Origin of the sequence: Paenibacillus sp. V4I3, from assembly GCF_030817215.1 — a bacterium.
Classification (GTDB): domain Bacteria; phylum Bacillota; class Bacilli; order Paenibacillales; family NBRC-103111; genus Paenibacillus_E.
This window is the reverse complement of sequence record NZ_JAUSZA010000001.1, coordinates 3,562,664-3,586,389: the sequence shown is the minus strand read 5'-3', so window position 1 is coordinate 3,586,389 and position 23,726 is coordinate 3,562,664. Positions and strand designations below refer to the sequence as shown.

At 43.2% G+C, this 23,726-nt stretch carries 21 protein-coding genes and 2 pseudogenes; 7 read left to right on the top strand and 16 right to left on the bottom strand.

What is annotated here, in order from left to right:
* Window positions 1–35: 35 nt before the first annotated feature.
* Window positions 36–3,401: a DUF5107 domain-containing protein gene (locus QFZ77_RS16505; RefSeq protein WP_307441101.1), complete on the bottom strand. Its 3,366-nt coding sequence runs from the start codon at window positions 3,399–3,401 to the stop codon at window positions 36–38.
* A gap of 116 nt (window positions 3,402–3,517) precedes the next feature.
* Between QFZ77_RS16505 and QFZ77_RS16500 the strand changes: the two genes are divergently transcribed.
* Together QFZ77_RS16500 and QFZ77_RS16495 are read left to right on the top strand one after the other, a co-directional pair.
* Window positions 3,518–4,408 (top strand): AraC family transcriptional regulator, encoded by an 891-nt coding sequence (locus QFZ77_RS16500; RefSeq protein WP_307441098.1) that lies wholly within the window; start codon window positions 3,518–3,520, stop codon window positions 4,406–4,408.
* A gap of 96 nt (window positions 4,409–4,504) precedes the next feature.
* Window positions 4,505–5,115, top strand: a pseudogene (locus QFZ77_RS16495) (GyrI-like domain-containing protein).
* 46 nt (window positions 5,116–5,161) lie between these two features.
* Here the strand turns inward: QFZ77_RS16495 and QFZ77_RS16490 are convergent.
* The 3 genes from QFZ77_RS16490 to QFZ77_RS16480 are packed head-to-tail and all read right to left on the bottom strand — an operon-like array spanning window position 5,162 to window position 9,046.
* Window positions 5,162–7,219 carry a hypothetical protein gene (locus QFZ77_RS16490; RefSeq protein ID WP_307441096.1) on the bottom strand — a complete coding sequence of 686 codons (2,058 nt, stop codon included), beginning with the start codon at window positions 7,217–7,219 and terminating at the stop codon, window positions 5,162–5,164.
* A 30-nt stretch (window positions 7,220–7,249) separates the two neighbouring features.
* Window positions 7,250–7,930: an RraA family protein gene (locus tag QFZ77_RS16485; RefSeq protein WP_307441095.1), complete on the bottom strand. Its 681-nt coding sequence runs from the start codon at window positions 7,928–7,930 to the stop codon at window positions 7,250–7,252.
* Between the two features lie 36 nt (window positions 7,931–7,966).
* Window positions 7,967–9,046 (bottom strand): glycoside hydrolase family 88 protein, encoded by a 1,080-nt coding sequence (locus tag QFZ77_RS16480; RefSeq protein ID WP_307441093.1) that lies wholly within the window; start codon window positions 9,044–9,046, stop codon window positions 7,967–7,969.
* Between the two features lie 278 nt (window positions 9,047–9,324).
* Here QFZ77_RS16480 and QFZ77_RS16475 point away from each other — a divergent pair, with 278 nt between their 5' ends.
* Entirely contained in the window at window positions 9,325–10,191 is an 867-nt protein-coding gene (locus QFZ77_RS16475) for an AraC family transcriptional regulator (RefSeq protein ID WP_307441092.1), read from the top strand.
* 238 nt (window positions 10,192–10,429) lie between these two features.
* Here QFZ77_RS16475 and QFZ77_RS16470 read toward each other — a convergent pair.
* Both QFZ77_RS16470 and QFZ77_RS16465 read right to left on the bottom strand, forming a co-directional pair.
* A pseudogene (locus QFZ77_RS16470) lies at window positions 10,430–10,687 on the bottom strand (helix-turn-helix transcriptional regulator); the annotation flags it as partial.
* A 75-nt stretch (window positions 10,688–10,762) separates the two neighbouring features.
* A complete protein-coding gene (locus tag QFZ77_RS16465) occupies window positions 10,763–11,656 on the bottom strand; it encodes a LysR family transcriptional regulator (protein WP_307441090.1) in 894 nt (297 codons plus the stop codon).
* A gap of 126 nt (window positions 11,657–11,782) precedes the next feature.
* Between QFZ77_RS16465 and QFZ77_RS16460 the strand changes: the two genes are divergently transcribed.
* The gene (locus QFZ77_RS16460) at window positions 11,783–12,523 is read left to right on the top strand and encodes an SDR family NAD(P)-dependent oxidoreductase (protein WP_307441088.1); all 741 of its coding nucleotides are present in this window, start codon (window positions 11,783–11,785) and stop codon (window positions 12,521–12,523) included.
* Between the two features lie 102 nt (window positions 12,524–12,625).
* Here QFZ77_RS16460 and QFZ77_RS16455 read toward each other — a convergent pair whose 3' ends face one another.
* The gene (locus QFZ77_RS16455; RefSeq protein WP_373462747.1) at window positions 12,626–13,087 is read right to left on the bottom strand and encodes a CBS domain-containing protein; all 462 of its coding nucleotides are present in this window, start codon (window positions 13,085–13,087) and stop codon (window positions 12,626–12,628) included.
* Window positions 13,088–13,474: 387 nt separating this feature from the next.
* Here QFZ77_RS16455 and QFZ77_RS16450 point away from each other — a divergent pair, with 387 nt between their 5' ends.
* Both QFZ77_RS16450 and QFZ77_RS16445 read left to right on the top strand, forming a co-directional pair.
* Complete coding sequence (locus tag QFZ77_RS16450; RefSeq protein ID WP_028553508.1) at window positions 13,475–13,675, top strand: cold-shock protein; 201 nt, start codon at window positions 13,475–13,477, stop codon at window positions 13,673–13,675.
* Between the two features lie 72 nt (window positions 13,676–13,747).
* A complete protein-coding gene (locus tag QFZ77_RS16445; protein WP_307441084.1) occupies window positions 13,748–13,978 on the top strand; it encodes a cold-shock protein in 231 nt (76 codons plus the stop codon).
* Between the two features lie 85 nt (window positions 13,979–14,063).
* Here QFZ77_RS16445 and QFZ77_RS16440 read toward each other — a convergent pair whose 3' ends face one another.
* The 6 genes from QFZ77_RS16440 to QFZ77_RS16415 all read right to left on the bottom strand — a co-directional run bounded on the left by QFZ77_RS16440 (window position 14,064) and on the right by QFZ77_RS16415 (window position 21,188).
* The gene (locus tag QFZ77_RS16440) at window positions 14,064–15,269 is read right to left on the bottom strand and encodes a Ger(x)C family spore germination protein (RefSeq protein ID WP_307441083.1); all 1,206 of its coding nucleotides are present in this window, start codon (window positions 15,267–15,269) and stop codon (window positions 14,064–14,066) included.
* Complete coding sequence (locus tag QFZ77_RS16435; protein WP_307441082.1) at window positions 15,256–16,356, bottom strand: GerAB/ArcD/ProY family transporter; 1,101 nt, start codon at window positions 16,354–16,356, stop codon at window positions 15,256–15,258. Before QFZ77_RS16435 ends, QFZ77_RS16440 begins: the two co-directional genes overlap by 14 nt.
* A 21-nt stretch (window positions 16,357–16,377) precedes the next feature.
* A complete protein-coding gene (locus QFZ77_RS16430; RefSeq protein ID WP_373462746.1) occupies window positions 16,378–17,961 on the bottom strand; it encodes a spore germination protein in 1,584 nt (527 codons plus the stop codon).
* 326 nt (window positions 17,962–18,287) lie between these two features.
* Window positions 18,288–18,998 (bottom strand): YebC/PmpR family DNA-binding transcriptional regulator, encoded by a 711-nt coding sequence (locus tag QFZ77_RS16425; protein WP_307441077.1) that lies wholly within the window; start codon window positions 18,996–18,998, stop codon window positions 18,288–18,290.
* Window positions 18,999–19,125: 127 nt separating this feature from the next.
* Window positions 19,126–19,419, bottom strand: a complete 294-nt coding sequence (locus QFZ77_RS16420; protein WP_307441075.1) for a hypothetical protein — start codon at window positions 19,417–19,419, stop codon at window positions 19,126–19,128.
* Window positions 19,420–20,708: 1,289 nt separating this feature from the next.
* Window positions 20,709–21,188: a GNAT family N-acetyltransferase gene (locus QFZ77_RS16415; protein ID WP_307441073.1), complete on the bottom strand. Its 480-nt coding sequence runs from the start codon at window positions 21,186–21,188 to the stop codon at window positions 20,709–20,711.
* Between the two features lie 205 nt (window positions 21,189–21,393).
* On the opposite strand from QFZ77_RS16415, the gene QFZ77_RS16410 reads away from it, so the two are divergent.
* Entirely contained in the window at window positions 21,394–21,954 is a 561-nt protein-coding gene (locus QFZ77_RS16410) for a DJ-1/PfpI family protein (RefSeq protein WP_307441072.1), read from the top strand.
* A 129-nt stretch (window positions 21,955–22,083) separates the two neighbouring features.
* Here the strand turns inward: QFZ77_RS16410 and QFZ77_RS16405 are convergent, their stop codons facing one another.
* The 3 genes from QFZ77_RS16405 to QFZ77_RS16395 form a co-directional block, all read right to left on the bottom strand.
* Window positions 22,084–22,692: a zinc dependent phospholipase C family protein gene (locus QFZ77_RS16405; protein WP_307441071.1), complete on the bottom strand. Its 609-nt coding sequence runs from the start codon at window positions 22,690–22,692 to the stop codon at window positions 22,084–22,086.
* 55 nt (window positions 22,693–22,747) lie between these two features.
* The gene (locus QFZ77_RS16400; RefSeq protein ID WP_307441068.1) at window positions 22,748–23,146 is read right to left on the bottom strand and encodes a hypothetical protein; all 399 of its coding nucleotides are present in this window, start codon (window positions 23,144–23,146) and stop codon (window positions 22,748–22,750) included.
* A gap of 83 nt (window positions 23,147–23,229) precedes the next feature.
* Entirely contained in the window at window positions 23,230–23,697 is a 468-nt protein-coding gene (locus QFZ77_RS16395; RefSeq protein ID WP_307441066.1) for a DUF2716 domain-containing protein, read from the bottom strand.
* Window positions 23,698–23,726 lie beyond the last annotated feature (29 nt).

The window sequence follows — 23,726 nt, the reverse complement described above, 5'->3', positions numbered from 1 at the left end:
CTATTTATTACTTGACTCACTTACTTTCAATTGCTTTACTCGCATAAACGGAGGTGAGTACTTGCCCCTTGATGAATTTTATCTAAACGAAGCACTTCTTCCAATTGCAATTTGGCTTGTTCAAGCTTGCCGATTCCAATGAAGCCGAGTGCCATCATATAATTGCAATGGATTTCGTTGCGCTTGTTAAGATCATCCTCGAACACAAGGAAATCCGGGAGCGAGACTGCGAAATAATCGAATTTCACTTGATCAAAAATATGCTTTTCGGAATAGTCAATGAGCTTGTTGAATCGGCGCTTAGCCTCTTTTTCATTTAGCAGCTTCAACCATGCCAAGCCTTGATAAAAAATCATATCCGGCGGCTGATCGTTGTAGTACATCGCACCGGCAGGCTCCTCCATACCTATTGACGCCTTCTCGAAAAACGCTGTCGCGTTGTCCTTCATGTTCAGACCTTCAAAAGCACAGCCTAAATAGTAAAAGATTTGGTTTTCTTGCGCGCCGGTAAGCTTTCCTTCACCGAGGTTTTCAGGAAGATGAAGTGCTTTATGCAAAAGTTCAAGCGCTTGCTCATACTTAGCTTCATCTAATGCGCGCTTAGCCAACTCTACATGTGAATACATGTACTGGCCTGTTACCTTCCCCTCACCGCCTTCCCAGGGATGAAACTTCCGAGAAGCCAGAGCCTCTGCAGCCTGCTCGTGTTTACCTTGAGAATTGAGCAGTGTAACGTATTCCAAATAGAGATCGTCACGCTGAACGACTAAAGCCATGTGCATTTCAAGTTTTTCAAAACGACTCTCCGGCGAGTAACCCAGCTTTTTGTAAAGCTGATCAAGCTCATAAAATACTCTCGCGTCACTCTGCTGGCATTCAAACGCTGTTTCCAAGGACACAATCGCCGCCTGAGCGTCGCCGCGTTTATTGAAATAGGCCAGTGCTAAATTACGGTGAACGGTTGCGAAATCGCCGTGAATATCCTGGGAAGATTCCCAATGGCAGATTGCGTCCTCGTAGCGTCTTTTGTCATACAGCAAGTTACCAAGATAGTAATGCGCTTTATCATCATTGTCATTGGAGGCAATGGCACTTTCCAAAATAAGCAAGTCGAACCAACTGTTCGGGAAGCAGTAATCCGGCGCCGCTGCATTTCCGTGTTGCCGATGTTTCGCTGCGACGTCCGGGTAGCCCGCTTTCTCATGCAAGTAACCAAGTGTGTAGTGCAGTAGCGGATATGCATCCGTACTATCCTTCTGAACGATTCGATTCAGCACTTCAATCGCCTCGGCATATAAACCACTCCCGGCATAGTCCGATACGAGGTTCAAGTAATTATGAGCATCGCCGCGCATAAGCAGTATTAACTCTCCAAGCACACGATTGGCGTTTTCTTGATCACCTTGGGCTAAATTCACTAGATAGCATTCGTTATATGCTGCAAAATCGGCAATATCAAGCTTAAGTGTTTCTTGGGCAAAAGCGAGCGCGTCCTCGTTGAATCCTAATTTGCGCAGCAATACTGTTTTCAAATGGCGCGCCTTATAGTTATGAGCGTTGCGGATGAGCGAACGCTCAGCCAATTCAAGCGCTTCTTCATAGTTTCCTTTTTCGCAGACGATCTGAGCGAGCGAAAAGTAGCCGCTGTCCTGCCAAGCTGCAGACCAGACTGCTTTATAGAAGGCGGCGAACGCTTCATCCAGGCGACTCTGCATTTTCAGAGATACACCCAACTGATAGTAGGCTTCGCTGTCGTATGGATTCGGGTTGCGCCACGTAAGCGACTTCACCGCTGTGCGGAAATGTCCTTCGGCCTCGCGGAACAAACAGCGGCGGAGCAGCAGTGTTCCATACACGACATTGATTCGGATATCGTTCGGATCGCGCTTGAGCCCCTCCAAATAATAATCGTCCGGCTCGAACGTTGCATGGCGGTATTGTTCCAGGTGCAGTCCGGCCAAATATAGCTGCTCGTTCGAAATCAGTTCCTGAGGTTCTGGAAGCGGCTTGGCCGCATCTGGCGCCTGCTCAATCGAGGGTTTGATTGGACGATAGGATACGAGCAAATTGCCTTTATGATCCCAAACTTGCACAAACAAATCATACGGTTTATCTGCTTCATCAAGCAAAATCACCGATTTATAGGTTGAGACTGGTGATAATTCAAGCTTTTCCTTTAAATAGGTGCGCTGACGGCTTTTCAGCTCCACGACGGCATCCGGGAAAATCGAAGTTGCATAAACATGGACAACAGCTTCACGGGTTGCTTCGTCGACTTCAAGATTAACTGCGGCATCGATAGTCGCATTTTTGACGACTCCAATATTTTTGTACGGCATAAAGTACTGCTTAAAAGATTTCTCTTCATAAGGCTGCAGCCAAGTAAAATCCGGTTGATTGTCGGTATATACGCCGGTCATCAATTCGATATAAGGGCCGTCTTCGTCGGTCAGATTGCGATCCCATGCTTGCCCGAATTCGCCGTTCCCCCACGTCCACTGCTTTTTCCCCGGGGAAATGTGGTGGTTAGCGACGTGCAAAAGCCCTGCCTGTACGCCGTGATCATAACCCCCGACAAAGTTGTAATCGGATTTGTACGCCATGTAAGAAGTTGGAACTGGAATGTTCTTGTACCGCGAGATATCAACGCCAGCGGAATAGTCCATTTTGTAGTACGTGCCGGTAGCAATTGGGAATCGGGACACATCCCGCTTGCCATGATCGAATACGGCCGTAACGTCCTGCGGAAATACGGATTGCGTATGTTCGTTTACGGCAACCGCCGGATTGGCCCACCACAGGAAGGTTTGCGGTTCTGGCGTACGGTTGTAAAGCTGTGCCGAGATTTCCAAGTACGCTTTACCTGGATACAACGTGAAACCTGTGGTTACTTTCGTGCCGTACATGCGATCAATTTCGCTCACCCATGCCGTTGCGCTGCCATCCTCGTTCACTGTGTAGCGATATTCTACGGGTCCGAATGTGTTGGGACGGTGATGCTGCGGCCAGTTGAACTCGATACCTCCTGATATCCACGGTCCGGCGAGGCCAACAAGCGCAGGCTTGATCACTCTGTTGTAATAAACGAAATCGTAATGATTCGTTTTGTCCAGCGCGCGATAGATCCGTCCTCCGAGCTCTGGCATCATTTCAATTCGAACATATTCGTTTTCAAGAATAACCAGTCGATAGCTTTTCATTACTTTCTCGTCTTCTATTTTATCAATGACAGGATGCGGATAGACGCGGCCGGAGCTGCCTTGATACACCCGTTTTTCCAAGAACATTGGATTTGGATTGGGCACTCCGATTCCGTAGGTGGGAATTTCAACTGCTTCTTCCCATACTCGAACCGCTTGAACGTTATCTTGAGCCATTGAATCTGTCTTTTCATTCTTCATGGGTGACCTCCTGCTAGATTATATCTCTAATTTACTTCTAGGATTCAGTTCTGCCAATTGACGAAATGCGGTTTATGATGGATGATATTCTTATTTCAATAAGAGGTGTGAGATTTATGGAAACGATTATGAAGCCTGAGGGCTTCCAACAGGAATTACTTCATGTCATGCCCGAATATATTTTGAAAGAATTAGAGCAATCGGAATTGACAAAGCATCTATATATAAGCGATATCGGCGTATTTCCGCGAGCTCAGTACCATTATCGGGAACGTTCTGACGGCTGCAACGCCCATATTGTTATCTATTGCACAGATGGCGAAGGATGGATCGAGCTTGAAAACCATAAACCGCTGCAATTATCTGCGCGGCATTTAGCCGTAATACCTGCAGGAATACCACACCGTTATGGAGCATCTTCCCATTTACCCTGGAGTATTCACTGGTTTCATTTGCATGGCGATCATGCTGCTCCATTAATTAAAATGTACAATTTGTACGAGGGCCCCATCTATCTGCCGCATAGCATAAACGCAAAGTTTCTGGCGGAATTCGAACACTGCTATGAATTGCTTTCGAACAAGGCGTATTCCATGGCGATACAAGTTCATGTTTCAAATGTCTTTCGGGAGCTTTTGAGCGATATTGGAATGAGTTCAGCGGGGTCTACGCAAGACAAAAAAAGGGAGAGCTATATGGAAAACGCCATCCGGTACATGAACGACCATTTGGAGGTTTCCATTACACTCGCCGATTTAGCCAAGCATACTGGGGTATCCAAACAGCATTTGATTTTTTTATTCAAGAAGGAGACCGGATTTCCGCCAGTGGAGTACTTTTTACGTCTCAAAATACAAAAAGCGAGCCAAATGCTCGACTTGACCGCCCTCACTATTAAGGAAATCGGAAACGCGATCGGCATATCCGATGCCTACTACTTCTCCAGACTTTTCAAGAAAATGATGGGGGTTTCCCCAACAGATTATCGCAAAATTCCAAAGGGGTAACGATGTACCTAAGAATAGACCCTGCATAATTGTGCACGATATGTCGGATGGATACATGCAATTCCTGCTATTCTTTTGATAATGGAGGTCAGATAAATGGATTTGCTTAAAAACATGAATGGTGCTTTAAAGTACATTGAGGAAAATCTTACGAACGATATTGATTTTATAGAAGTAGCAAGAAGGGCTTACTGCTCCGAATACCATTTTAAAAGGATGTTTTCCTTCCTTGCAGGTATTTCGCTATCGGAATACATCCGCCGCAGACGTCTTACTCTTGCAGCGCTTGAACTCAAAATCAGAAGCCAGAAATAATGGCCATTCACTTAAAGCCTACCCGCCAATGACCTTCCAGTTATCCATCAAAGGAGGAAATGAAATGATCTATCGAATTGAAGAAAAAGAGGCATTTCGCATAGTTGGAATTAAGAAAAGAGTTCCTATCAAGGGGAGCTTGATCACTATATTGGTGTAGCAACCACGAAGGAGTGTCCTGATCACCTAACACAGCTTGATGTTTCTGACTCAACATGGGCTGTATTCGAAGCAAGACGCCGCAAAATGTATGGGGACGTATTTATTCCGAATGGTTTCCATCCTCAAACTATGAAGCAATAGAAGGTCCAGAAATCCTTTGGAATGAGAATAAAGATGTAACCTCACCAACTTTTAAAAGTGAAATATGGATACCGGTTTTGAAAAAGTAAACATATGGAGGAGGGTTCTTTTGTAACCCTCCTTCCATTAGAATAACTACTTCACAAGCTGTAAAGAGAAACGGATGCGCAAGCGATCTTTATAAGTCCATTGCGCAAGTCCATATAATCCATTCCTGTTCGGCATTAGGCTAGGGAACAATTCCAACACAGGCTTAGCCTCATTTTCTTTTACCGCTGCCTCCGGTTTGATAATATAGGTATACCCCATGTAGTTAAGACGCAGCTCCCCAGCGTCTCCGCTGATTTCTGACCCGTCTACACCATTGCTTTCAAGAAAAGGAATAACTGCTGCAATTGCCGTCAATATGCCATCGCTGGCAGGTATTAGTTCCCATTCTACCTCCACCCCGCCCGCATGCATATGATACGTTTCGCGGATTTCTTGGCATCCCCCGACGCCCATCGTATGATTGCGGTCCTTTACGACACTCCGTTCGAAATCATCTGCAGGTTCAATGTCCAAGGCAGCAGGATCCTTAGCGGTGTAAATAACCTGAAATTCCACGGTGCCGGATTGCGTATCCTTGGCTTCCACACGGAAATCCCAAGGCGAGATTTCAGGCTTTAATGGATTTCCATCCGGGCCAAGCTCAGAGAATACTTCTTGTTTACTCCGGCCCGATTGCGCAAGCGAATGCCAAACCCCAAACCCATCGCGCCAAGTCACCCCAATAGACACCGGCCATTCTGGAGAAGGCATCGCTAAATGCGGACGAACATACACAAGCGATTCGTTTCTCTCTTTACCGGGAATCCCTACGGACAAAGCCAGCTCTCCTGGCATGTGCGCCCGATGAAGTCTTACAAACCCCGTCGCATCGTGCCCCCTTTGAGCGTAATGATCCAGCATAACATGATAATTCCCACCTGTAGATCCTGTAGTCGCATAAGTGCGGTTAAAGGCTGGAAGATTCATCACATATCCGCCAATATCCGAAGGCGTCGGCACTTCTGGAATCAGGTCGTTTGCTGAAAGATAACAGGATGCGGCAATTTGTGCTGCATAGAGACTGTAGTTTGCATAGTAAGCATAGAATTCCATGCCGTGCCGTTTCTCTGGATGGAATCGGCTTTTATTGAGACGCGGCATCAGCGAGTCTGCTCTCCACCGCAGCGTAGCGGAAAATGCCCGCCGTGCAGCCCTTTTGAAAACGCCTGCCCACTTCGTTTCGTTGTTTGCCCATAAGCGGGTCGCTTCGCGTTCACACAAATGAGCAAACGTGAGCTCGTTCCAAATAAATTGGTTGCTGCGCCCCCCGCAGCTGCTTTCTCCTGTGGAAGACTGCATAAAAAGCATAGTTCGCATGCCCCGGTGCAGCAATAGCTCCAATAATGGCGTGAACTCGCTCGTATACCCTTCCTTCAGCAAACCTGATAATTGATCCCTTGCCGCCAGATCATAAGTTGCCGCTACATTAGGATCACGATATAAGCCTTCAGGCGTAAACCTCGTCATTTGCGGCGGCAAATATTTATCGATAAAACGCTTATCCGCAGAAACCCCTTCCTTATATCGCATCATTTCACCATGCATGCTGTAAGTTGCCCAATTCCGAATGTTTTTGAGCGGCATCCTGCGCTCCACTTGTGAGTACACCAATTCCGGATCGAATCCGCTCAAGTGGTTTTTCCAAGCTTCCACTCTATTCCCTTGGGTGTCCGGGCTTAAAATCCGATAGGCCAACATCAGCATATGCGTGACAAAATCTCCATGCGCGTCCGGCACTGTATTCGTCCCCAATTGGCGGCATGCCAAATCCATGGCAAGTAGAATCGACTCGCGCAAATCATCACAGCGCCCCGCTTGCAGCAGAATCGCCCCGGTTTTCACATAACTTGCCGTCACGAACTCTTTCTCTGCGCCGGCATATGGATCTATGATCCCGCCATCCTGGTTCTGACAGACGGCAAATTGCCTCAGAATATCTTCGGCTTGATCCAGATACTGACTAGCATCTATACCTGTCGGTTCCCAAACAGCCTCAGACTCTTCCAATAAAAGACTAAAGTGATCAACTAGAGGTACAGTTGGATCGTTCTTACACAAAAGCTCCAAATAAGCTGCTTCATTCAGCGCATAATCCTCGGTCATTTCTATATCCCCCTTTTCCGTTATATAAGACTATAAAATACCGAAGGTTTTGAAAGCTTTCGTGCAGAGCATTCCGTTCTGCAGCGCCGTGCGGACTAGATTTTCTCCAGCTACTTTTTCCAGAGCTTTAAGAATAACACGTTCCTCGATATCCTTGGGAACCACCACAATCCCATCAACATCTGCAAATAAATAATCGCCAGGCTCAATCTTCACTTGATCAATCTCAATCGTTTTTTGATAGAAAATCAGATCCACTCTACCTTTGGAATCTGTCGGCACTTGCCCTCTTGAGCAGAGCGGAAAGCCCATCTCGCGAATTTTCTCCGTATCTCTGTTAAGCCCGTCAACGATGGCTCCTCTGCCCCCTCTTGCCCGGCATGCCGTAGAGATTAGCTCCCCCCAGAAAGCAGCCTCTCCCGGTGCACCCGTTTGAACGATGAACACTTCTCCCGGCAACACCGCATCGATCGCTTCCATTTGCAGCTTATAAGGCTCGTCTGGAATCGTCGTCACTTTCTTCGCTTGAGCCGTGAAGGCGCGACCGCTTACCTTGGTTTTCGTATCTAACAATCGGATTCCCGCACCAAAGGTTTGATTGCGGTAACCCTCGTCATCCAGAATGTCCGCGATAACAGCAGAATATAATCTTTGTTCCAATTCGTCAAATGTCAGATTGGCTATGGATGCTGCAGATTTCCTTTGTTCCATAATCATCATTCCCCTCCGTCTATTGTTAAACACGCTCTAATATAATTCTCCGCCAAGCTTGTAATACAAAGCTTCCACAAAGTAATAGTCTCCCCATAACGCGTAGTCATCTAAAGTTCTGTTTCTGGGACGATTTGCACAGACATGTGCCAGCAAGCCCTCAATGTTGTCTTTCTCCTCCCAGCATGTTTGAATCAATGAAGCGAGGATGGCATCATTGATACGACTATACAATTGTGTGGATTTATGATCAGGGGCAAGCTTGAGAAATTTTTGAATACCTGCCGAAACCAGAGCCGCAGCTGAGCTGTCTCTTGGCTCTTGACTGCCTTCCCGATAAAATAAATCCCAATAAGGCACTAAGTCATTGGGTAACGCATTGACATAATAACGGACGACTTGCTCGATACCGTACAAGACTTCTTGGCTGCCAGTCAGACGATACAGATCCGGCAATCCCCATGCAGCCCATCCCGAACCTCTGCTCCACGTGCTTTGCAAATTCAACCCTTGATGAGGCAGATGACCCGCATAACGACCTAGAATTGGATCAAACTGCGCCAATTGAATGATAGCTCCATCATTGCAAACATTATATCTAAGAACCGTTTCTCCATTCTGCACAGCTGCTTCGGCATAGGCCGGATTCCCGCTTATATCCGTTGCCACTTTTAAGATAGGAATCACCGTTAAACTGTCTACAATGACACGCTTATTTTGTGTGGCATCATCCATAGCTCCGGCCATATGCATGATTCCGGGTGTCGGAACAAAGCGGTCGAGCATAATATCAGCTGCATGAGTGATGAGATTCTTGAAGTAGGAATCCCCTGTAAACTTATAGCCCCACACTAAAGCAGGATCAGCTTCGCAGCCAACACAATGCGTGAGCTCATAATGCTCATGGGTTAAGGTTTGTGTATATGTCTCAACATACTGATACGCGGTCTCTTTAAATATCTCATCACTGGTCATCTGATAAAGAAGCCAATGTATGCCAATCCAGTAGCCAGCGCCCCAAGCGTTTTTCTGTGCACCTTTAAACTTTGCATATATCCCATTCGTCGCTTCATCCCCAGGAAAGCTTCCTTTAAAACGCTGCCTATTCGCTTTCATCGTGTTGAAATCCGATCAACTGCACCTGTGAATAACGAAGACTCCCAGGTCCGATCGATAAACAAACTTGGATTCTCCAGTTCGTTTAGCTTTGCTCCAATGCCCATCCGCATTCGTCTTGTCCCCCTGCTGCCCTTAGAATGACTTCATTATATTAAATCTGTCGGTTTCAAAGTTACAATCCATTGCATGGAATTGTTGTTTTCTTGTCATGTTTAAATAGACCGTGGTACACTATTCTGAACGAATCATCGTAGCATTCAGGAGGTCTGCACATTATGAAATTCTTTGAAGACGTGGAATTACAAAAAATCCCCTATCGCTTCAGTTATCGCAAGATAACGACTGAGGATTACAAAGGATTCTACCATTGCCATCAAGGTATGGAATTTTTATATGTGCTTCAAGGCACCGGTCAGATTGTAGTCAATCGCAAAGTATACCTAATTCAGCCTGGCACCTTCCTCTACCTGCAGCCGTATCAACTGCATCACATTCAAGTTGACGTACATCCAGATGCCCCTTACGAACGAACAATTATCGCCTTGGAGCCCTCTATATTTGAGCATTATTTTGCTGCATTCCCACAGTTAAATGATTATTTTCAACATTTGTGGAAAAACGAACTCGAGGATCAGGTACTCCAACAAATGGATAACATGAGCTTTATCAACCAATTATTTCAGCATCATCATACGGTGTTTTCCAGCTATCAGCACGATGCAAAACAACAAAATTTCGCCTTACTCATGCTGCAGGTTTTTCAATTTCTCTATGCAAAAGGGTTTGGAGATCCAATTGAAAATGGATTACATCCGCAAAGACAGCTTCATTATTCAGAAAAGATTATGAACTGGCTGGAGGGGCATTATTCGGAGGAAATTTCACTCGATAAATTAGCGGAACATATGCATATATCCAAATATTATGTGTCTCGTATCTTTAAACAAGAAACCGGCTCTACGTTGATGGAATATATTCTCGCAAGGCGAATCAAACAAGCCTGTCTGTTATTAAATACAAGCAACAAAGGGATTGAGCAGATCAGCATTGAGGTGGGGATGAACAATTTCCCTTATTTCTGCCAGGCTTTCAAAAAGCTCGTAGGCACGACACCGATGAAATACAGAAAAAAACTACGTTAGCATGATTGACGAATTAGCAACGGGAGGGCTCGCCCAGATTCCTCAATTTCAGACGCGTGGGTAGGTAAATAGAAATCTGTTCAAAGGAGAATCGACATGAAATGGACGTGAGAGGTTTAAGATATGGGACTGGTTGGGCATGGCTCATCAGCAAAACTCCACCATTGAGAAAACCTCTATCGAGGCCATTCAAAGATGGGTGACCTAATAATAAAACGGTTTTCGGGAACCGAAAAACTTATACTTTCTTCGCTTTCTTCTCCATCGTCCGAAACAGCGTGTCTTTCATGTTTGTTTGCTTGCGGAACCGTCCCGGCGAGATGGAGAGCATTTTTTGAAAGGCACGGGTGAAGGCTTCCTGAGATTCAAACTGATATTTGATGGCAATCTCTACGATTCTAAGATCGGAATGAAACAAATCGTATGCCGCATGAGTCAATCTCCGCCTCCTTATGTAATCCGAGACGGTATTTCGTGTGACAGTTTGGAAGATTCGGTGAAAATGATAGGATGGGGTTACCTCAACTGTACATCATTTCGTAATTTTATTTTTGATATATTTTGCGGAAAGTCAATGGGGGAATTGTTCAAGAAGTTCATGCTTGAGAAATTGGTAAAGCTTTGAGCTAGCCATTTTCAACGGATATTCTGATGGCTTGGAGAGAATGCCGAAAGTCATTTCTATAAGGCTGCCGCTCATAGGCCGAATCGTAGTTCCTATAGGAACTGGTTTCAAAACAATCTTTGGCACAAGGGCAATACCTAGTCCGCTTTCGACATAATATTTCAAAGCTGTCATACTGCCAATTTCCATAGTGTCTATTGGAATGTTCCCCGATTCCTGCAATACCATCTCAAGTTTTCTGCGGTACGGACAGGTTGCTGACGTGATGAGCAGACGATGTCCCCGAATATCATCCGGCGCAATAATCGATTTTTGGGCAAGCGGATGGTTCTCCGGCATCAAGACCACAAACTCTTCCTTAAATAAGGGTTCAAAATAGAGATCGGAACCCAGATCCGGTGCCGAACAAAGAGCCAAATCAATTTCCCCTTTGAGAAGCCGCTCGCTCAATGTTGGCGTGTTTGCAAATTCTACAGAGATACGAATTTTCGGAAATTGTGATAAAAACCTCTCTAAAATACCAGGTAATCGATAACTGGCAGTAGGCTCCGTCACCCCTAAACGGATATTCCCCCTTTCGCCTAATTTCAAATCCGATAAGTTCGTTTGTAATTGCTCTATATTCTTTACAATTTGCAAACTCTGTTCGCAAAACAGTCTCCCGGCTTCTGTTAACCGGATTTTTTTTCCGCGTTCGATAAGCTGAACGCCCAAGTCGGATTCAAGCTTTTGAATTTGCATCGTAACGGTAGATTGCACATAATTCATTTCATCAGCTGCTCGGATAAAACTACCGTACTTTACAATCATTTGAAACGTTTTTAATGTTTTAAGATCCATGTTAGTACCCCTAGCTTCAAGTTCAATTTTTTTGAACATATCGATCAACTAATTCAATTATACAAAATTCAAAATGACAATATACAATCATTTATATCATGGTGCAGCAAAAGGAGATGACTAATTATGGATTTAAAAGACAAAGTTGCTCTTGTTACTGGCGGAGGAACAGGGATCGGAAGGGCTACTTGCCTTGCACTTGCTGAGCGGGGGGCAACCGTCGCCGTGAACTATTCGCGCTCTAAAGCCGATGCGGAAGAAACAGCACAAATCATCCTTACAAAAGGTGGGCGCGCAATAGCCGTGCAAGCCGATGTTTCTCAAGACAAGGAAGTCAGGGAAATGGTTGATACATTGGTGCAACAATTCGGGACGATTGATTTGCTTGTGAATAATGCCAGCATTACACGACATATCCCGCTTGATGATTTGGAAGCGGCAACGGAAGAAGTATGGGACGAACTTTATGATGTTAATGTCAAAGGAATGTATTTTTGCGCGCGAGCTGTTGCCCCTTTCATGAAAATGAATAAACAAGGAGCGATAGTCAATCTCGGCAGTATAGCGGGACAAACAGGATTAGGCTCCTCTCTTCCATACGCCGTATCCAAAGCAGCAGTTCACGGTCTTACGAAATCGTTAGCACGCGCCTTAGCTCCGGATATTAGAGTCAACTGCGTTGTACCTGGAGCCGTCGCGACAAGATGGTGGGCTGGAAGGGAAGAACAAATGAAGAGGTTAGCTCCTAATCTTCTGCTGCAGCGCATTTCAACACCTGAGGATATTGCTAAATTTATCTGTGCAGCCTTGGAACAAGAAGCAATGACAGGTCAAATCATTACAGTGGATAGTGGACAAACGTTATAATCAAATAAAAACAAGGAGCAGCTGCAACGGCAGTTTGCTCCTTGTTCGAAAAACTACTAGTAACCAGTCAATACTTATCCGTTTTTTGACATATTTTCCTTTTTAATCCTGTAAAATAGACTGGAAGGAATGCCGAATAACATCCCCCCTGCTGATTATTCCGACAAGAACGCCTTGGTTTAGAACCGGCAGTTTTTTAATTCGTTTTTTACCCAATATGGCAGCTATTTGCTCAATATCCTCTTCAGAATCTACGGAAAATACCTTCTTTCGGGCGATTTTCATCACATTCAAAGGAAGCAAGCTACGAACTCTTTCGTGGAACTCTTCATTGTCTCCCTTGATGATAGCCGTGTAGAAATAAGAACCGAAGACATGGTCCTCATGCTTGCCGATAAAACGCATAATATCCCCATCACTAATGTAAGCAACCACTTCATTCCGGTCGTTAACAACGGGAAGCCCACTGATTCTGTGCTTTATAAATTTTTCAATCACGTCGCGTACAGTATCGCCTTCTTTTACTTTGTAGACTTGACGAACCATGATTTCATTTGCCTTAATGACGGTTTCCCCTCCAGTTGAGAAATTGCCTTCTGTTCAAATAAGTTGTATGATGAAACTATATACTTGCATTATACAACTATGTGATGCGAACTGGAACAAAAAGGCTATGTATACCGGATTCAAGATCCCCAAGATGGACGTGCCTATTCCCTTCAAATCACAGAAAGTGGGGCCAAAGAACTGGCTTCAAACAAACAGGGGCGATTCATTGGATTCATGCTAACTTGCTTTGCAGACTTTTGTGTGATAAGATGAGCTTATAAACTGCTTTAACATAAATTCACATATTGAAAAGGTGATCATTTGTGTAATGGTACCTTTTTCAATGTGTGATTTTTTTGTTTAAAAAAAACATGTTAAATAACTATTTGGAGGTAATTTATTATGGAAACAGGAACAGTAAAATGGTTTAACGCAGAAAAAGGCTTTGGGTTTATCGAAGTAGAGGGCGGAAATGACGTATTCGTACATTTCTCCGCGATTCAAGGCGATGGTTTTAAATCACTAGACGAAGGTCAACGTGTTGAATTCAACGTAGCTCAAGGCAACCGCGGACCTCAAGCCGAGAATGTTGTAAAACTGTAAATTGAAATACACAGTAAACTGTCCTTAACAAGTGTTAAGGGCAGTTTTTTTTAATCTAAGGAGGAGTTAACTATGTATTTTCGAAGAAAATCGTTAGAGGATCTCCCTCAGGAAAACACTAAAATCTGGGCTTGCAAGAAAGAAGAATGTAAGGGTTGGATTCGGGACAATTTTGCGTTTGAGTACGTTCCAACTTGCCATCTTTGCCATTCTCCCATGATTAGTAGCGTGAAGATGCTTCCTCTGCTTGCCAACTCCAACATAGATATGAAGTCCCTAAATAAAGGCAGACAAATCTCGTAGACTGATCCATATTGAAATGGCTGACTGATTTGGAGGAGCGCGAAAAAGAGACGGAACCCATTACGCTTGCAAGGATGCCTTGCTGCTACCCCTTCTTCGTGCCCTTTGTTCCAAATTCTTGTATTTTCACTTTAACTTTAACTTCTACACGCACACCGCTAAATTCATCATCCCAATCGTCTTTCATCTTTTTCCAAATTTGGGGATAATCAATGCTAAGTTTCTTTCCAAATCCTATTACATCAACCTTGAAATCCTTCTGTGTTTTGGTAAGCACCTTCTCGACCGCTTCCTGAATGGACACCTCTGTCGCCTGTTCCGCTCTTTTTATAAATTCCGGTTCAAAAGCATTTCCGGGATCAACCCAATCTTCCCGCAGTTTTCCTTCTGAATGTATTTCAACCACAAAAGATAGCTTGTCTCCTTTTACTTGGGGTTTAATTTTGCTTTTCACTGTTCGGATTTCATAGACAATCGTCTCTCCGCTCTTCGGATCCGAGCCTGAAATAATTCCCGAGCTTTTCTTTTCTCCCTTCAACAGGTTCAATCCTACAATTTCCTTCTCGCCTAACCAGCCGATCATCTTGGCCGTCTTGCCTTTGATCACGGCAGCCCCGGCAATTATCGCTTCTTTTTTAGTGGTATCTACCCGTGGAACAATAAAACTGATTTTCCCCGTTATCTTTTCCGACATATCACCCAATTTGAATTCATTGACCATGCTCAAGGTTTTTTGGTAATTATCCGCTAATTCCCTAAGTACCAAGGCTGGGTTTCTAACGATCCCGCGCTTTTCAAAAGCATCCTCGGCTTTTCCTTGAGATATCAGAACACGAATGGACCGCCTCGTTTCTGTATTCCGCAACAAGAAATTGATAAGATTATTTAAATCGATGTTCCGTGCGACAGTCTCACTAATAACAATGATCCTCAAGTGCTCATAACTGGGGGAACGCTCTGCCCGCGTAGACAATTCACGTATGTTTTCAAAAACTGAAGTTCCTTCGCTAATAAGATTGATATAATCTTTTTGCGATATCCCTGCTTCTTTAGCAGCAAATTGTTTCGGAATGGCAAGTTGATGAATCATGGAAATGGCTTGACGTTTTCCTTTTTTGCCATCGATACTTCCGTTCTTTTCTCGTTCCGTCATGTTCTTATCCGGCTCATCAAATCCGATTCCAAGCACAATTCCGACGTCTTCAATCTCTCTCCTATCCCAGCAACCTGTCATGAAAATGACGAGTAAAAGAAGGGCCAGATGTATGCAGCTCCTCTTAACGACTCTCAAGGCCTTTCCTCCTTAGCTTGGCGATGATCAAGAAGCATGGGGGCATGATAGCAGTAATGAACAAAGCTGAGTATCCAACAAAATCACCCAATTTAAATACACTATTCAAATCGGCAGGAAACATTGCAATGAGATAAATAACCGGCAGACACGCATAAATGAATGTTCGATACTCCTTCCGGAAAAACTGACTACACCCAAGGGACGCTGCATACTGAAAGATGACAAAAGCTGAGTACATCGATATCACCCAAAGGACGGAGAACAAAGATTCGAACCGTTCGAAGAATCCACCCGGCAGCTCAATGTTTTTGGCTACGGACATCATTGGCCAGGTTACTGTCTTTACTTCATCTACCGTTAACGTAGCGATAGCAATCACTACGACCAAGGTGTACAAGGGGATGACCAAAGCAATACCCATAAGTGAAGCTTTCACTGCCTTCCGGGGTTCTATCATAAAGGCAGGTAAAATCAGCATGATTTCGAAGCCGCTGAATGAAAAGATCGAAGGCTTGATACCTTTCAATACAGGCAGCATTCCATCGCCCAGTACCGGACGAATATTGTCTAGTTCGAAATCCCCCAAGCTGAATACAATAAACACCAATAGTAGCAAAACAACAACGGGAAGAAACAGTTCGGCCAGACGAGCAATCGGATTTATACCTCCCACTGTGAGATAGGTCGCCAAACTTAAAAACACAATTATAATCACTTCTAACGGGGTATTATCCAATAAGTACATGCGAATCACTTCACCCATAAAGCGGAGCAAATAACCTGAACAGACAATATAATAGAGGGTAAGTACGATGCTCGCACTTCTCCCCAATAGTTTTCCAGCGACCGTTTGACTGTATTGGTAAAAAGTCTGCTTTGGAAAACGTTGACTCAATTTGACAATTATATATCCAGCCAATAGGGCGAGAAGCCCACTCACGATCACGGAGATCCATCCGTCGGGGGTTCCTACCTCCTTCGATATTCCCTGAGGCAAGATGAGAATTCCTGTACCGATCATGCTCTTCGATACGATCAAGGAAGCCTGGGTAGTTGTGATTTGCTCTTTATGGTTTGTGATCACGCTGTATGCCCCTTATCCTCATTATTGGCGTGTACGATCTTGCGTTTTGTTCATTTTAGGGCGCTGCTTCATGATTTTGAGCGGCATTCTTAAGATGAGATCTTTCCAATCTCCTGGACGAATGGGGGCTAATGGAGACAAATAGTCAACCCCAAAGCTTTTTAGCTTCACAAGATGGACCGTGATGAGGATAAAAAACAGGATAATCCCGTAAAGGCCCAATACTGCAGCCGCCATCATCATCGCAAATCGCAGTATCCGGATTGCAATCCCCGCACCGTACTGTGGAAAGGCAAAGGAAGAAATTGCGGTCAAAGCAACAACAATAACCATGATGGGACTCACGATTGCCGCTTGCACAGCTGCTTGACCGATCACCAGACCTCCGACGATGCCAACGGCTTGCCCAATGGGCTTCGGTAGGCGGAGCCCGGCTTCTCGGAGGATTTCAAGGGTAATTTCCATAATTAGCGCTTCCACAATAGACGGAAATGGAACCCCTTCTCTTCCCGCGGCGATAGAGATGACCAACTTCGTCGGAATGAGTCCATGATTGTAGGAGATTAATGCAATATAAAGAGCTGGAAGAAACAAGGCGAGGAATGCAGCGCCATACCGCATTATTCGGATCAACGATGCCGGGAGCCATCGCTCATAGTAATCCTCAGATGAAGTCAACATCATGAAAAATGTAATAGGAACAATCAAAGCAAAAGGTGTCCCGTCTGTCATAAGGACAATACGTCCCTCCATTAAAGCACTTACTGCTCGATCAGGGCGTTCCGTATTTTGGACCTGTGGAAATGGGGAGAGGTAATTATCTTCAATCCATTGTTCAATATACCCCGACTCGAGAACCCCATCAATATCGATCCTCTCCACCCTTTCTTTTACTTCTTCCACCAATTCCGGACTCGTCAATCCTTTTATATAAATCAAGGACACTTCCGTTCTTGATCGGTGTCCGATTGTATAATTGACCATTGTGAAGCCGGGATCTTTGATGCGTCGGCGAAGCAGCGCCGTATTGCTGCGGAGGTTCTCGACAAAACCATCCCTTGGCCCACGTACAACTGCCTCAGAAAGGGGTTCTTCAATCGATCGGCCTTCCCCTCCGCATAATCCAATGATGAGGACATCGGCCATACCTTCCACGAATAAGGCAACATTTCCGGAAAGTACATCGTGAATACAATCTTTCAGGCTGTGAACTTCCTTCACTTCTGTAGCCGAAATCACACAATCCGTAATTCTGGTTTTCATCTCTTCCGCACTGACAGGTGTTTGCATGAGTACTTCTTGATCCTTCATCAACGCCTTGACCACCTGTTCGGTTATAGCGACTTTATCGACTAAACCATCAACATAAACAACGGCGGCTTTCCATTTTATAAGACTCACACTGAATTGGCGAAAAATGACGTCAGGACTATGCCCGATGGTTTCTCTCATTACCCGTAGATTTTCCTCCAGACAGACTGATAACTGAAAATTCTGTTGAGGTACTGTCTGTTCCATATGTTTTTCTTTCTTCTTATTTCTCCGAACGAAGCCCAACCAAGGGGATTTACTTCCTTCCACACCATGTATCCAATGAAATACCATTGAAATTCCGAACGGGATAACGAAAGAAAAAAAAGCTCCCAACCATATATCCGGCTTAAAAAAATAAACCATTACCTTTTGCATCATGATGATGATCTCACCGTCTTTTTGGAATAATTTCTCCGGGAATCGTTTTCTTAGGTCAATGACTTCTTGTCCCCAACCCATTTTTTATCCTACTTATCATTCAACTGTATCTTGTGCTTCTTCCAGATTTTTCATTCAAGTTCTCGTCAACTACAGTAGAAAACAACGAAAAAAGCTGATTCCTTTTGCGTACTGGAACCAGCTTTCCCGTTGTTTTATGAGACTAATTTTCTTGTTGGTTATTCCACGTTATGATACACCTGCTGCACATCCTCTAAATCTTCCAAAGCATCAATCAATTTATCGAATTGGGCTTGACCTTCTTCCGATAAGGTGACGTTGTTTTGAGCTAACATCGTCAGTTCAGCAATGGCAAACTCCGTAATTCCAGCCTTTTTGAATGATTCTTGAACTGCATGGAACTGCTCCGGATCTGCGTAAACCATTACGATGTCATCTTCTTCGACAATGTCTCGAACGTCTACATCTGCTTCCAGCAAAATTTCCATGATGTCATCGATGCTCTTGTCTTCAATACCGATGACAGCAGTGGCATCGAACATGTAAGCGACTGAGCCGTTTACACCCATATTACCGCCATTTTTACTAAATGCTGCACGTACGCTAGAAGCAGTACGGTTCACGTTATTCGTCAGTGCGTCCACTATGACCATCGCACCGTTTGGTCCGAAGCCCTCATAACGAAGCTCCTCATAAATTTCATCTGAGCTGCCTTTTGCTTTATCGATGGCGCGATCAATAATTGCTTTCGGCACATTATAGGTTTTTGCCCGTTCGAGTACAACTTTCAAAGCACGATTCGCTTCAGGGTCCGGTTCACCCTTCCGTGCTGCTACATAAATTTCTAAGCCGAACTTAGCGTAAATTCGACTAGTATTTGCATCTTTAGAGGCTTTCTTCTCTTTAATATTATTCCACTTACGGCCCACGATTGATCCCACTTTCTATTATTATTTCATTAACATAATAACCGATTTTCATTCTAAATGGAAAAAAAATTGCATCATTATTCCCGTACTAACGTTTTTCGTTGTTCAAAAACATTTATGAGCTTAATCACCATGGACGCGTGGGACGGTACGGGATCCGTGTTTGGAACAGCAGTTCCCACAGCCCCTCATTATACGATCGAGGATTTGAATACTTGTCCGAGTACGACTCCAGACACCTGCGATTTGAACACTGCTGTGGATCCATTATTTGCAGACACCTAACGAATTCAATTTCTCTCAAATCGTCCGCACTTGGAGTCATAACGTCTGCCATCCTGACCGAAAAGCCTGCTTGAATTAATGCTCTGCAGACAGCTTGACCACCATTGCCGGCAGCACCGGTAACAAGAACTTTCATGATTTAACCACCTAACTTTTTATTTAGGTTATCTATTCATCATCCTCAATGATACACCTGCCATTGGATAAAATAACTAGGTTGTTCATTATGAACATCTATTTTTGGTCAACATTCAATAGGAAGCGTTGTTTGCCGCAGCACTCTGCCTTTTCTGAATCGCATGCATTCCCATAATCACCGCCACAAGTTCGTAAGTATCCAAATATTCGCTTTGATTGCTCAAATGAAAAGCTCATATTCCTTTGAAAATGCCGGGGATATAATCTCGTAGCTGCCTCGCCCTTCGGTTTCATATGTGAATTTCTTTGTAATAAACGCAAATCTGCTTCTCAACACACCTAACAGATATGTTTCCATCCGATATAATAGCAAGTTTGAAGTAATCTGTCCGTCCCTGAGCAGGCTGCCTTAATTGATCCCATGCAAAAAAGCCGCAATATAAGCGGCTTGTAATGGGGGAATTTCGCAATCGTGAAGCTCATCATAGAGTTGATTCTTATTGGAGAAAGGAATCGTTTCTAAGCCAAGACCCTCCTTCATCAGTGCTTCGGTAACACATCGTTGCAGCTTGGAGCGCTCCTTTTGCTGCTTCCTCTAGCGTTTTATAACGGTTTTCCATTGCAACAAGAGGTCCGGCAGTGTCTGCGCCTCTATAATAATGACTGAGCTCATAAAAGTAACTGCTCTCCCGATTTTTAAGAATGTTAATTCCAATATATATGCCATCTATTCTTGCTTTTAAACATTGTACGACTTCATGAACGGATTCAATATCTGTATGCTACGCCCCCTATGAGTGGATTCTTTTTTTGCCAAAAAGAAAACTGACAAAAGTAGTGTTTTTTCATCAAAGGGTTCGACAAGGCTTAAATTGAATTGATATTGTATGCATATATTAAGCTGATAAGAAAGGTCGTGACTTCTACGTACTCACACGAAGATTTAATTTCAATTCGACTCGTAATCATGCTCTTTGTGGTTCCAATATTAGCCGTCGCATCACTTTATTTGCTTAGATAAGTTTTTTAAACATAACAATTCCCTTGGGACGCTTGCTTAGCCCATCACTTAACAGAATGGGCCATTGACCGTCTAGAAAGCATAGCGCTAACACGAAAGGTTGTGCAGCCTTGAAATGGATTATCAGGTGGTTCAGACCGAAGCCAGTGATCATAACGGGGTACATCCGACTTCACGGCACTTGGTATGTGTTACATGAGTAGAAGTCATGGCAGCATTAATAGGGATGCATACGGCTCTTCATAGAGCCGACATTAACAATTGTCTTAGAATGTTATCTTCATAATCCAAGAAGTTCCCGACATACCAAAATACTCAAATCCGAGTTTTTCGTATAACCGAACCGCTATATGATTATCTGGATCAACGCTTAAAGAAAGTGATTTATAACCATCGATTCTAGCTTGCTGATTGATTTCCTTCATAAGAATCGTACCTATTCCCTTTTGTTTAAAATCAGGTAATAGAGCAATGCCTAATTCAGGCGTATTATTATCAACGTATCCATATCCTTTATTTGTCTCGTCAAATAATCTATACCAAACAGCTCCTATGGGTTTATCGTCAATGAGAGCAACTAAAGCCTTATCTCCCTTTCTTCCCCATTCCTCACTGTATTTCTTGATATTAGGTGCATTTAGAAGTTCATACTTGGAGGGTTTATCCTCTAATATATAAATTGACTCATAGTGCATATCCATGAAAAAATCGTATTCCTTCTGTTCCAATAGTCTTACAACTACCATAGAATCACCCCTTTGTAACTAAATCTAAATTCTATTATGGTGCGATCAATAGAACGAATTATTTTATCGATTTCTGCCCAATCGCTTAACGAAGCTGCCGGATTAGTTCGATTCGACAATTCGTATCAAATTCCACCCGTTTACAACGAAACGAGGTTTATTCATAATTATATATGGGTTACCATCTATTCCAAGGAGTGATTCAATGTCAAAGAGTATCTTAATTCTCACTGGTGATGCTGCAGAAGTTCTGGAAGTTTATTACCCGTATTTTCGTGTATTAGAGGAAGGGTACGAGGCCGTCATTGCTTCACCGACGAAGAAAGTACTTCGTACAGTCGTTCACGATTTCATCGAAGATTGGGAGACATACACAGAGAAGCCGGGGCATTTACTGCCGTCACACATCGCTTTCGCTGATGTAGATCCTAGTCAATATGATGGTTTAATCATTCCTGGAGGCAGAGCCCCAGAATACATTCGTTCGAACGAGCATGTTCCGCGCATTATTCGTCACTTCCTTGAAGCTGATAAGCCGCTTGGCGCTATTTGCCATGCTGTACAGGTATTCTCCGCTTTAAAAGACAATCGTTTTTTTGAAGGCCGCACCATGACTGCATATAACGCTTGTCGTTTAGATGTGGAGCAGCTCGGAGCATTGTATACGACAGATTCACTTCGTGTGGATGGGAAATTAGTCACTGGTCACGCTTGGCCGGATTTACCAGGCTTCATGCGCGAGTTTTTGAAACTGCTCACCAAATAAAATACGTTGATTAAATGATCAATACGGGGTTGCCGTTTGGCAACCTCTTTATTGATTTTATAATAACCTCCGATTTTTTGCCGTTAGCGCTTAACGATTATTTATCGGGTAATTGTAATGGTTAGTTTTCTATCGGATTAGATGTTTAATATACATAGCACCTTTTTCAACTGAAGTCTCTATATAACCAACTATTTGTTCAAAAGTAAAAACACTCAACTGCTCTTTAATAGAGCTTTGTTCATAATTCATATCTTCAAATACCTCAGGTAGAAATTTTTCTATATCTTTTTCTGTGACTTCTTGTAATTCAACGATTTCAACCTCTTTGGTAATCACCTGAGTAAAATTGTTTGTAAAGTTGTAATAGTCCAATAACTTTCCATTTAATAAACGGAAATCATTGTGATATCTATCAAAAACGTCCTTATCATTTTCAAGTCTATTTTTTAACCAAGGTAAAAAGAAGCCTTTTAGCCATATATCATCAGCAATTAAATGCGTATAATAACCCAATATAAAATTGGAATGCTTATGGGAACTATATTTATTTATGAATTTTTCAAAATCAATACTCCTTGAGTAATCACTATGGCTTCCGGCAAAAAAATGGGATAAATCTTTAGGAGAAACAGCATCAGGTACAATTCCACCTAACAAAAAGGTTGGTTTATCTTTTAATGAAAATTGGTCAGCTATTTGATTAGCAATAATAAGGTGCATAATTCTCGAACCCATTACTTACCAGCCCCTTTCAGACTTTTACCCTGAATTTTATTAAACTAACCTCCCGTTAGTTCAGTAACTTAGCGTTTAGATGTAGGTCTAAGATTTCGATTACTTCAGCAATTGCAACTTTCTTTGAGCCTTCCATGAAATACCCTGTAACTCCATTTTGAATCCTTTTCACATGTACTTCTTTCCTCATTTCAGGGAAGAGAATCCACATCAGAGCAGTTCCTTCTAAAAGCACAGGATTGATGTCATCAAGAATAATATTTCCGTGCTCATCTTCAAATTCTGGATGTATTGCATAAATACCGTCCTTTATCTCATCTCCATCGTAAAAAAAATCAGAACGGTAACCTTGGAATACAGGCTTCTTTCTCCCACCTTCTTCTTGAGAATACAACTTGTACTTAACTCTAAAATCAGCTTTATATTTCCTTGTTTCCTCATATGGTTTCCACATCAAATGGTCCTCCTAAAATCAGAACTACTTCGGTTGACATCTTCCAATTTTAATATGCTGTCGTTCACCATTAACATAATCCTCTATGGACTACTTCGTATTATTTCCCCAAACAAATTTGGTCTATTGATTTCAAACTGATGAATTAGCTCTACGCCAAAAATACTTATTGTGTGTTCCCATGGATGCCCTAAATATCCCCATAAAAAATCTTTATTTATAAAGAGATAATAATCACCGTCTGGATAAAACGAAATTGTCCTGGGAGGACCCAAATGTGGATTGTAATGAAAGGATTCATGCTGCCAGTCTAACGCATACAGATATTCGTCTGGCTCAGTCACTACTTTAAGACATGCAACACACTTTCTCTCTAAGTCGTCTATGTCTTCATCCGTATAATTTGTTATTTTATAAGTAATATAAGGAGTCGGTAAACTAAAGGAAGGCCAATCACTACTATAAACACTGGGATTAAAATTGAAATCCTCATAAAATTTATCCCACACATGTCGATAAAGTTCATTAGATAATGAGATCCAATTGTCCATGTAACGCACCTCAGAAATAATTGTTGTGT

Bases quoted from the DNA above. Each gene is read 5' to 3' on its own strand.
- QFZ77_RS16490 (WP_307441096.1), bottom strand. From the start codon at position 7,219: ATGACCGAGGATTATGCGCTGAATGAAGCAGCTTATTTGGAGCTTTTG.
- QFZ77_RS16480 (WP_307441093.1), bottom strand. From the start codon at position 9,046: ATGAAAGCGAATAGGCAGCGTTTTAAAGGAAGCTTTCCTGGGGATGAA.
- QFZ77_RS16400 (WP_307441068.1), bottom strand. From the start codon at position 23,146: ATGTGGAAACCATATGAGGAAACAAGGAAATATAAAGCTGATTTTAGA.
- QFZ77_RS16430 (WP_373462746.1), bottom strand. From the start codon at position 17,961: ATGGTATTTCATTGGATACATGGTGTGGAAGGAAGTAAATCCCCTTGG.
- QFZ77_RS16420 (WP_307441075.1), bottom strand. From the start codon at position 19,419: ATGAAAGTTCTTGTTACCGGTGCTGCCGGCAATGGTGGTCAAGCTGTC.
- QFZ77_RS16505 (WP_307441101.1), bottom strand. From the start codon at position 3,401: ATGAAGAATGAAAAGACAGATTCAATGGCTCAAGATAACGTTCAAGCG.
- QFZ77_RS16450 (WP_028553508.1), top strand. From the start codon at position 13,475: ATGGAAACAGGAACAGTAAAATGGTTTAACGCAGAAAAAGGCTTTGGG.
- QFZ77_RS16445 (WP_307441084.1), top strand. From the start codon at position 13,748: ATGTATTTTCGAAGAAAATCGTTAGAGGATCTCCCTCAGGAAAACACT.
- QFZ77_RS16485 (WP_307441095.1), bottom strand. From the start codon at position 7,930: ATGGAACAAAGGAAATCTGCAGCATCCATAGCCAATCTGACATTTGAC.
- QFZ77_RS16410 (WP_307441072.1), top strand. From the start codon at position 21,394: ATGTCAAAGAGTATCTTAATTCTCACTGGTGATGCTGCAGAAGTTCTG.
- QFZ77_RS16500 (WP_307441098.1), top strand. From the start codon at position 3,518: ATGGAAACGATTATGAAGCCTGAGGGCTTCCAACAGGAATTACTTCAT.
- QFZ77_RS16465 (WP_307441090.1), bottom strand. From the start codon at position 11,656: ATGGATCTTAAAACATTAAAAACGTTTCAAATGATTGTAAAGTACGGT.
- QFZ77_RS16415 (WP_307441073.1), bottom strand. From the start codon at position 21,188: ATGGTAGTTGTAAGACTATTGGAACAGAAGGAATACGATTTTTTCATG.
- QFZ77_RS16475 (WP_307441092.1), top strand. From the start codon at position 9,325: ATGAAATTCTTTGAAGACGTGGAATTACAAAAAATCCCCTATCGCTTC.
- QFZ77_RS16405 (WP_307441071.1), bottom strand. From the start codon at position 22,692: ATGGGTTCGAGAATTATGCACCTTATTATTGCTAATCAAATAGCTGAC.
- QFZ77_RS16395 (WP_307441066.1), bottom strand. From the start codon at position 23,697: ATGGACAATTGGATCTCATTATCTAATGAACTTTATCGACATGTGTGG.
- QFZ77_RS16460 (WP_307441088.1), top strand. From the start codon at position 11,783: ATGGATTTAAAAGACAAAGTTGCTCTTGTTACTGGCGGAGGAACAGGG.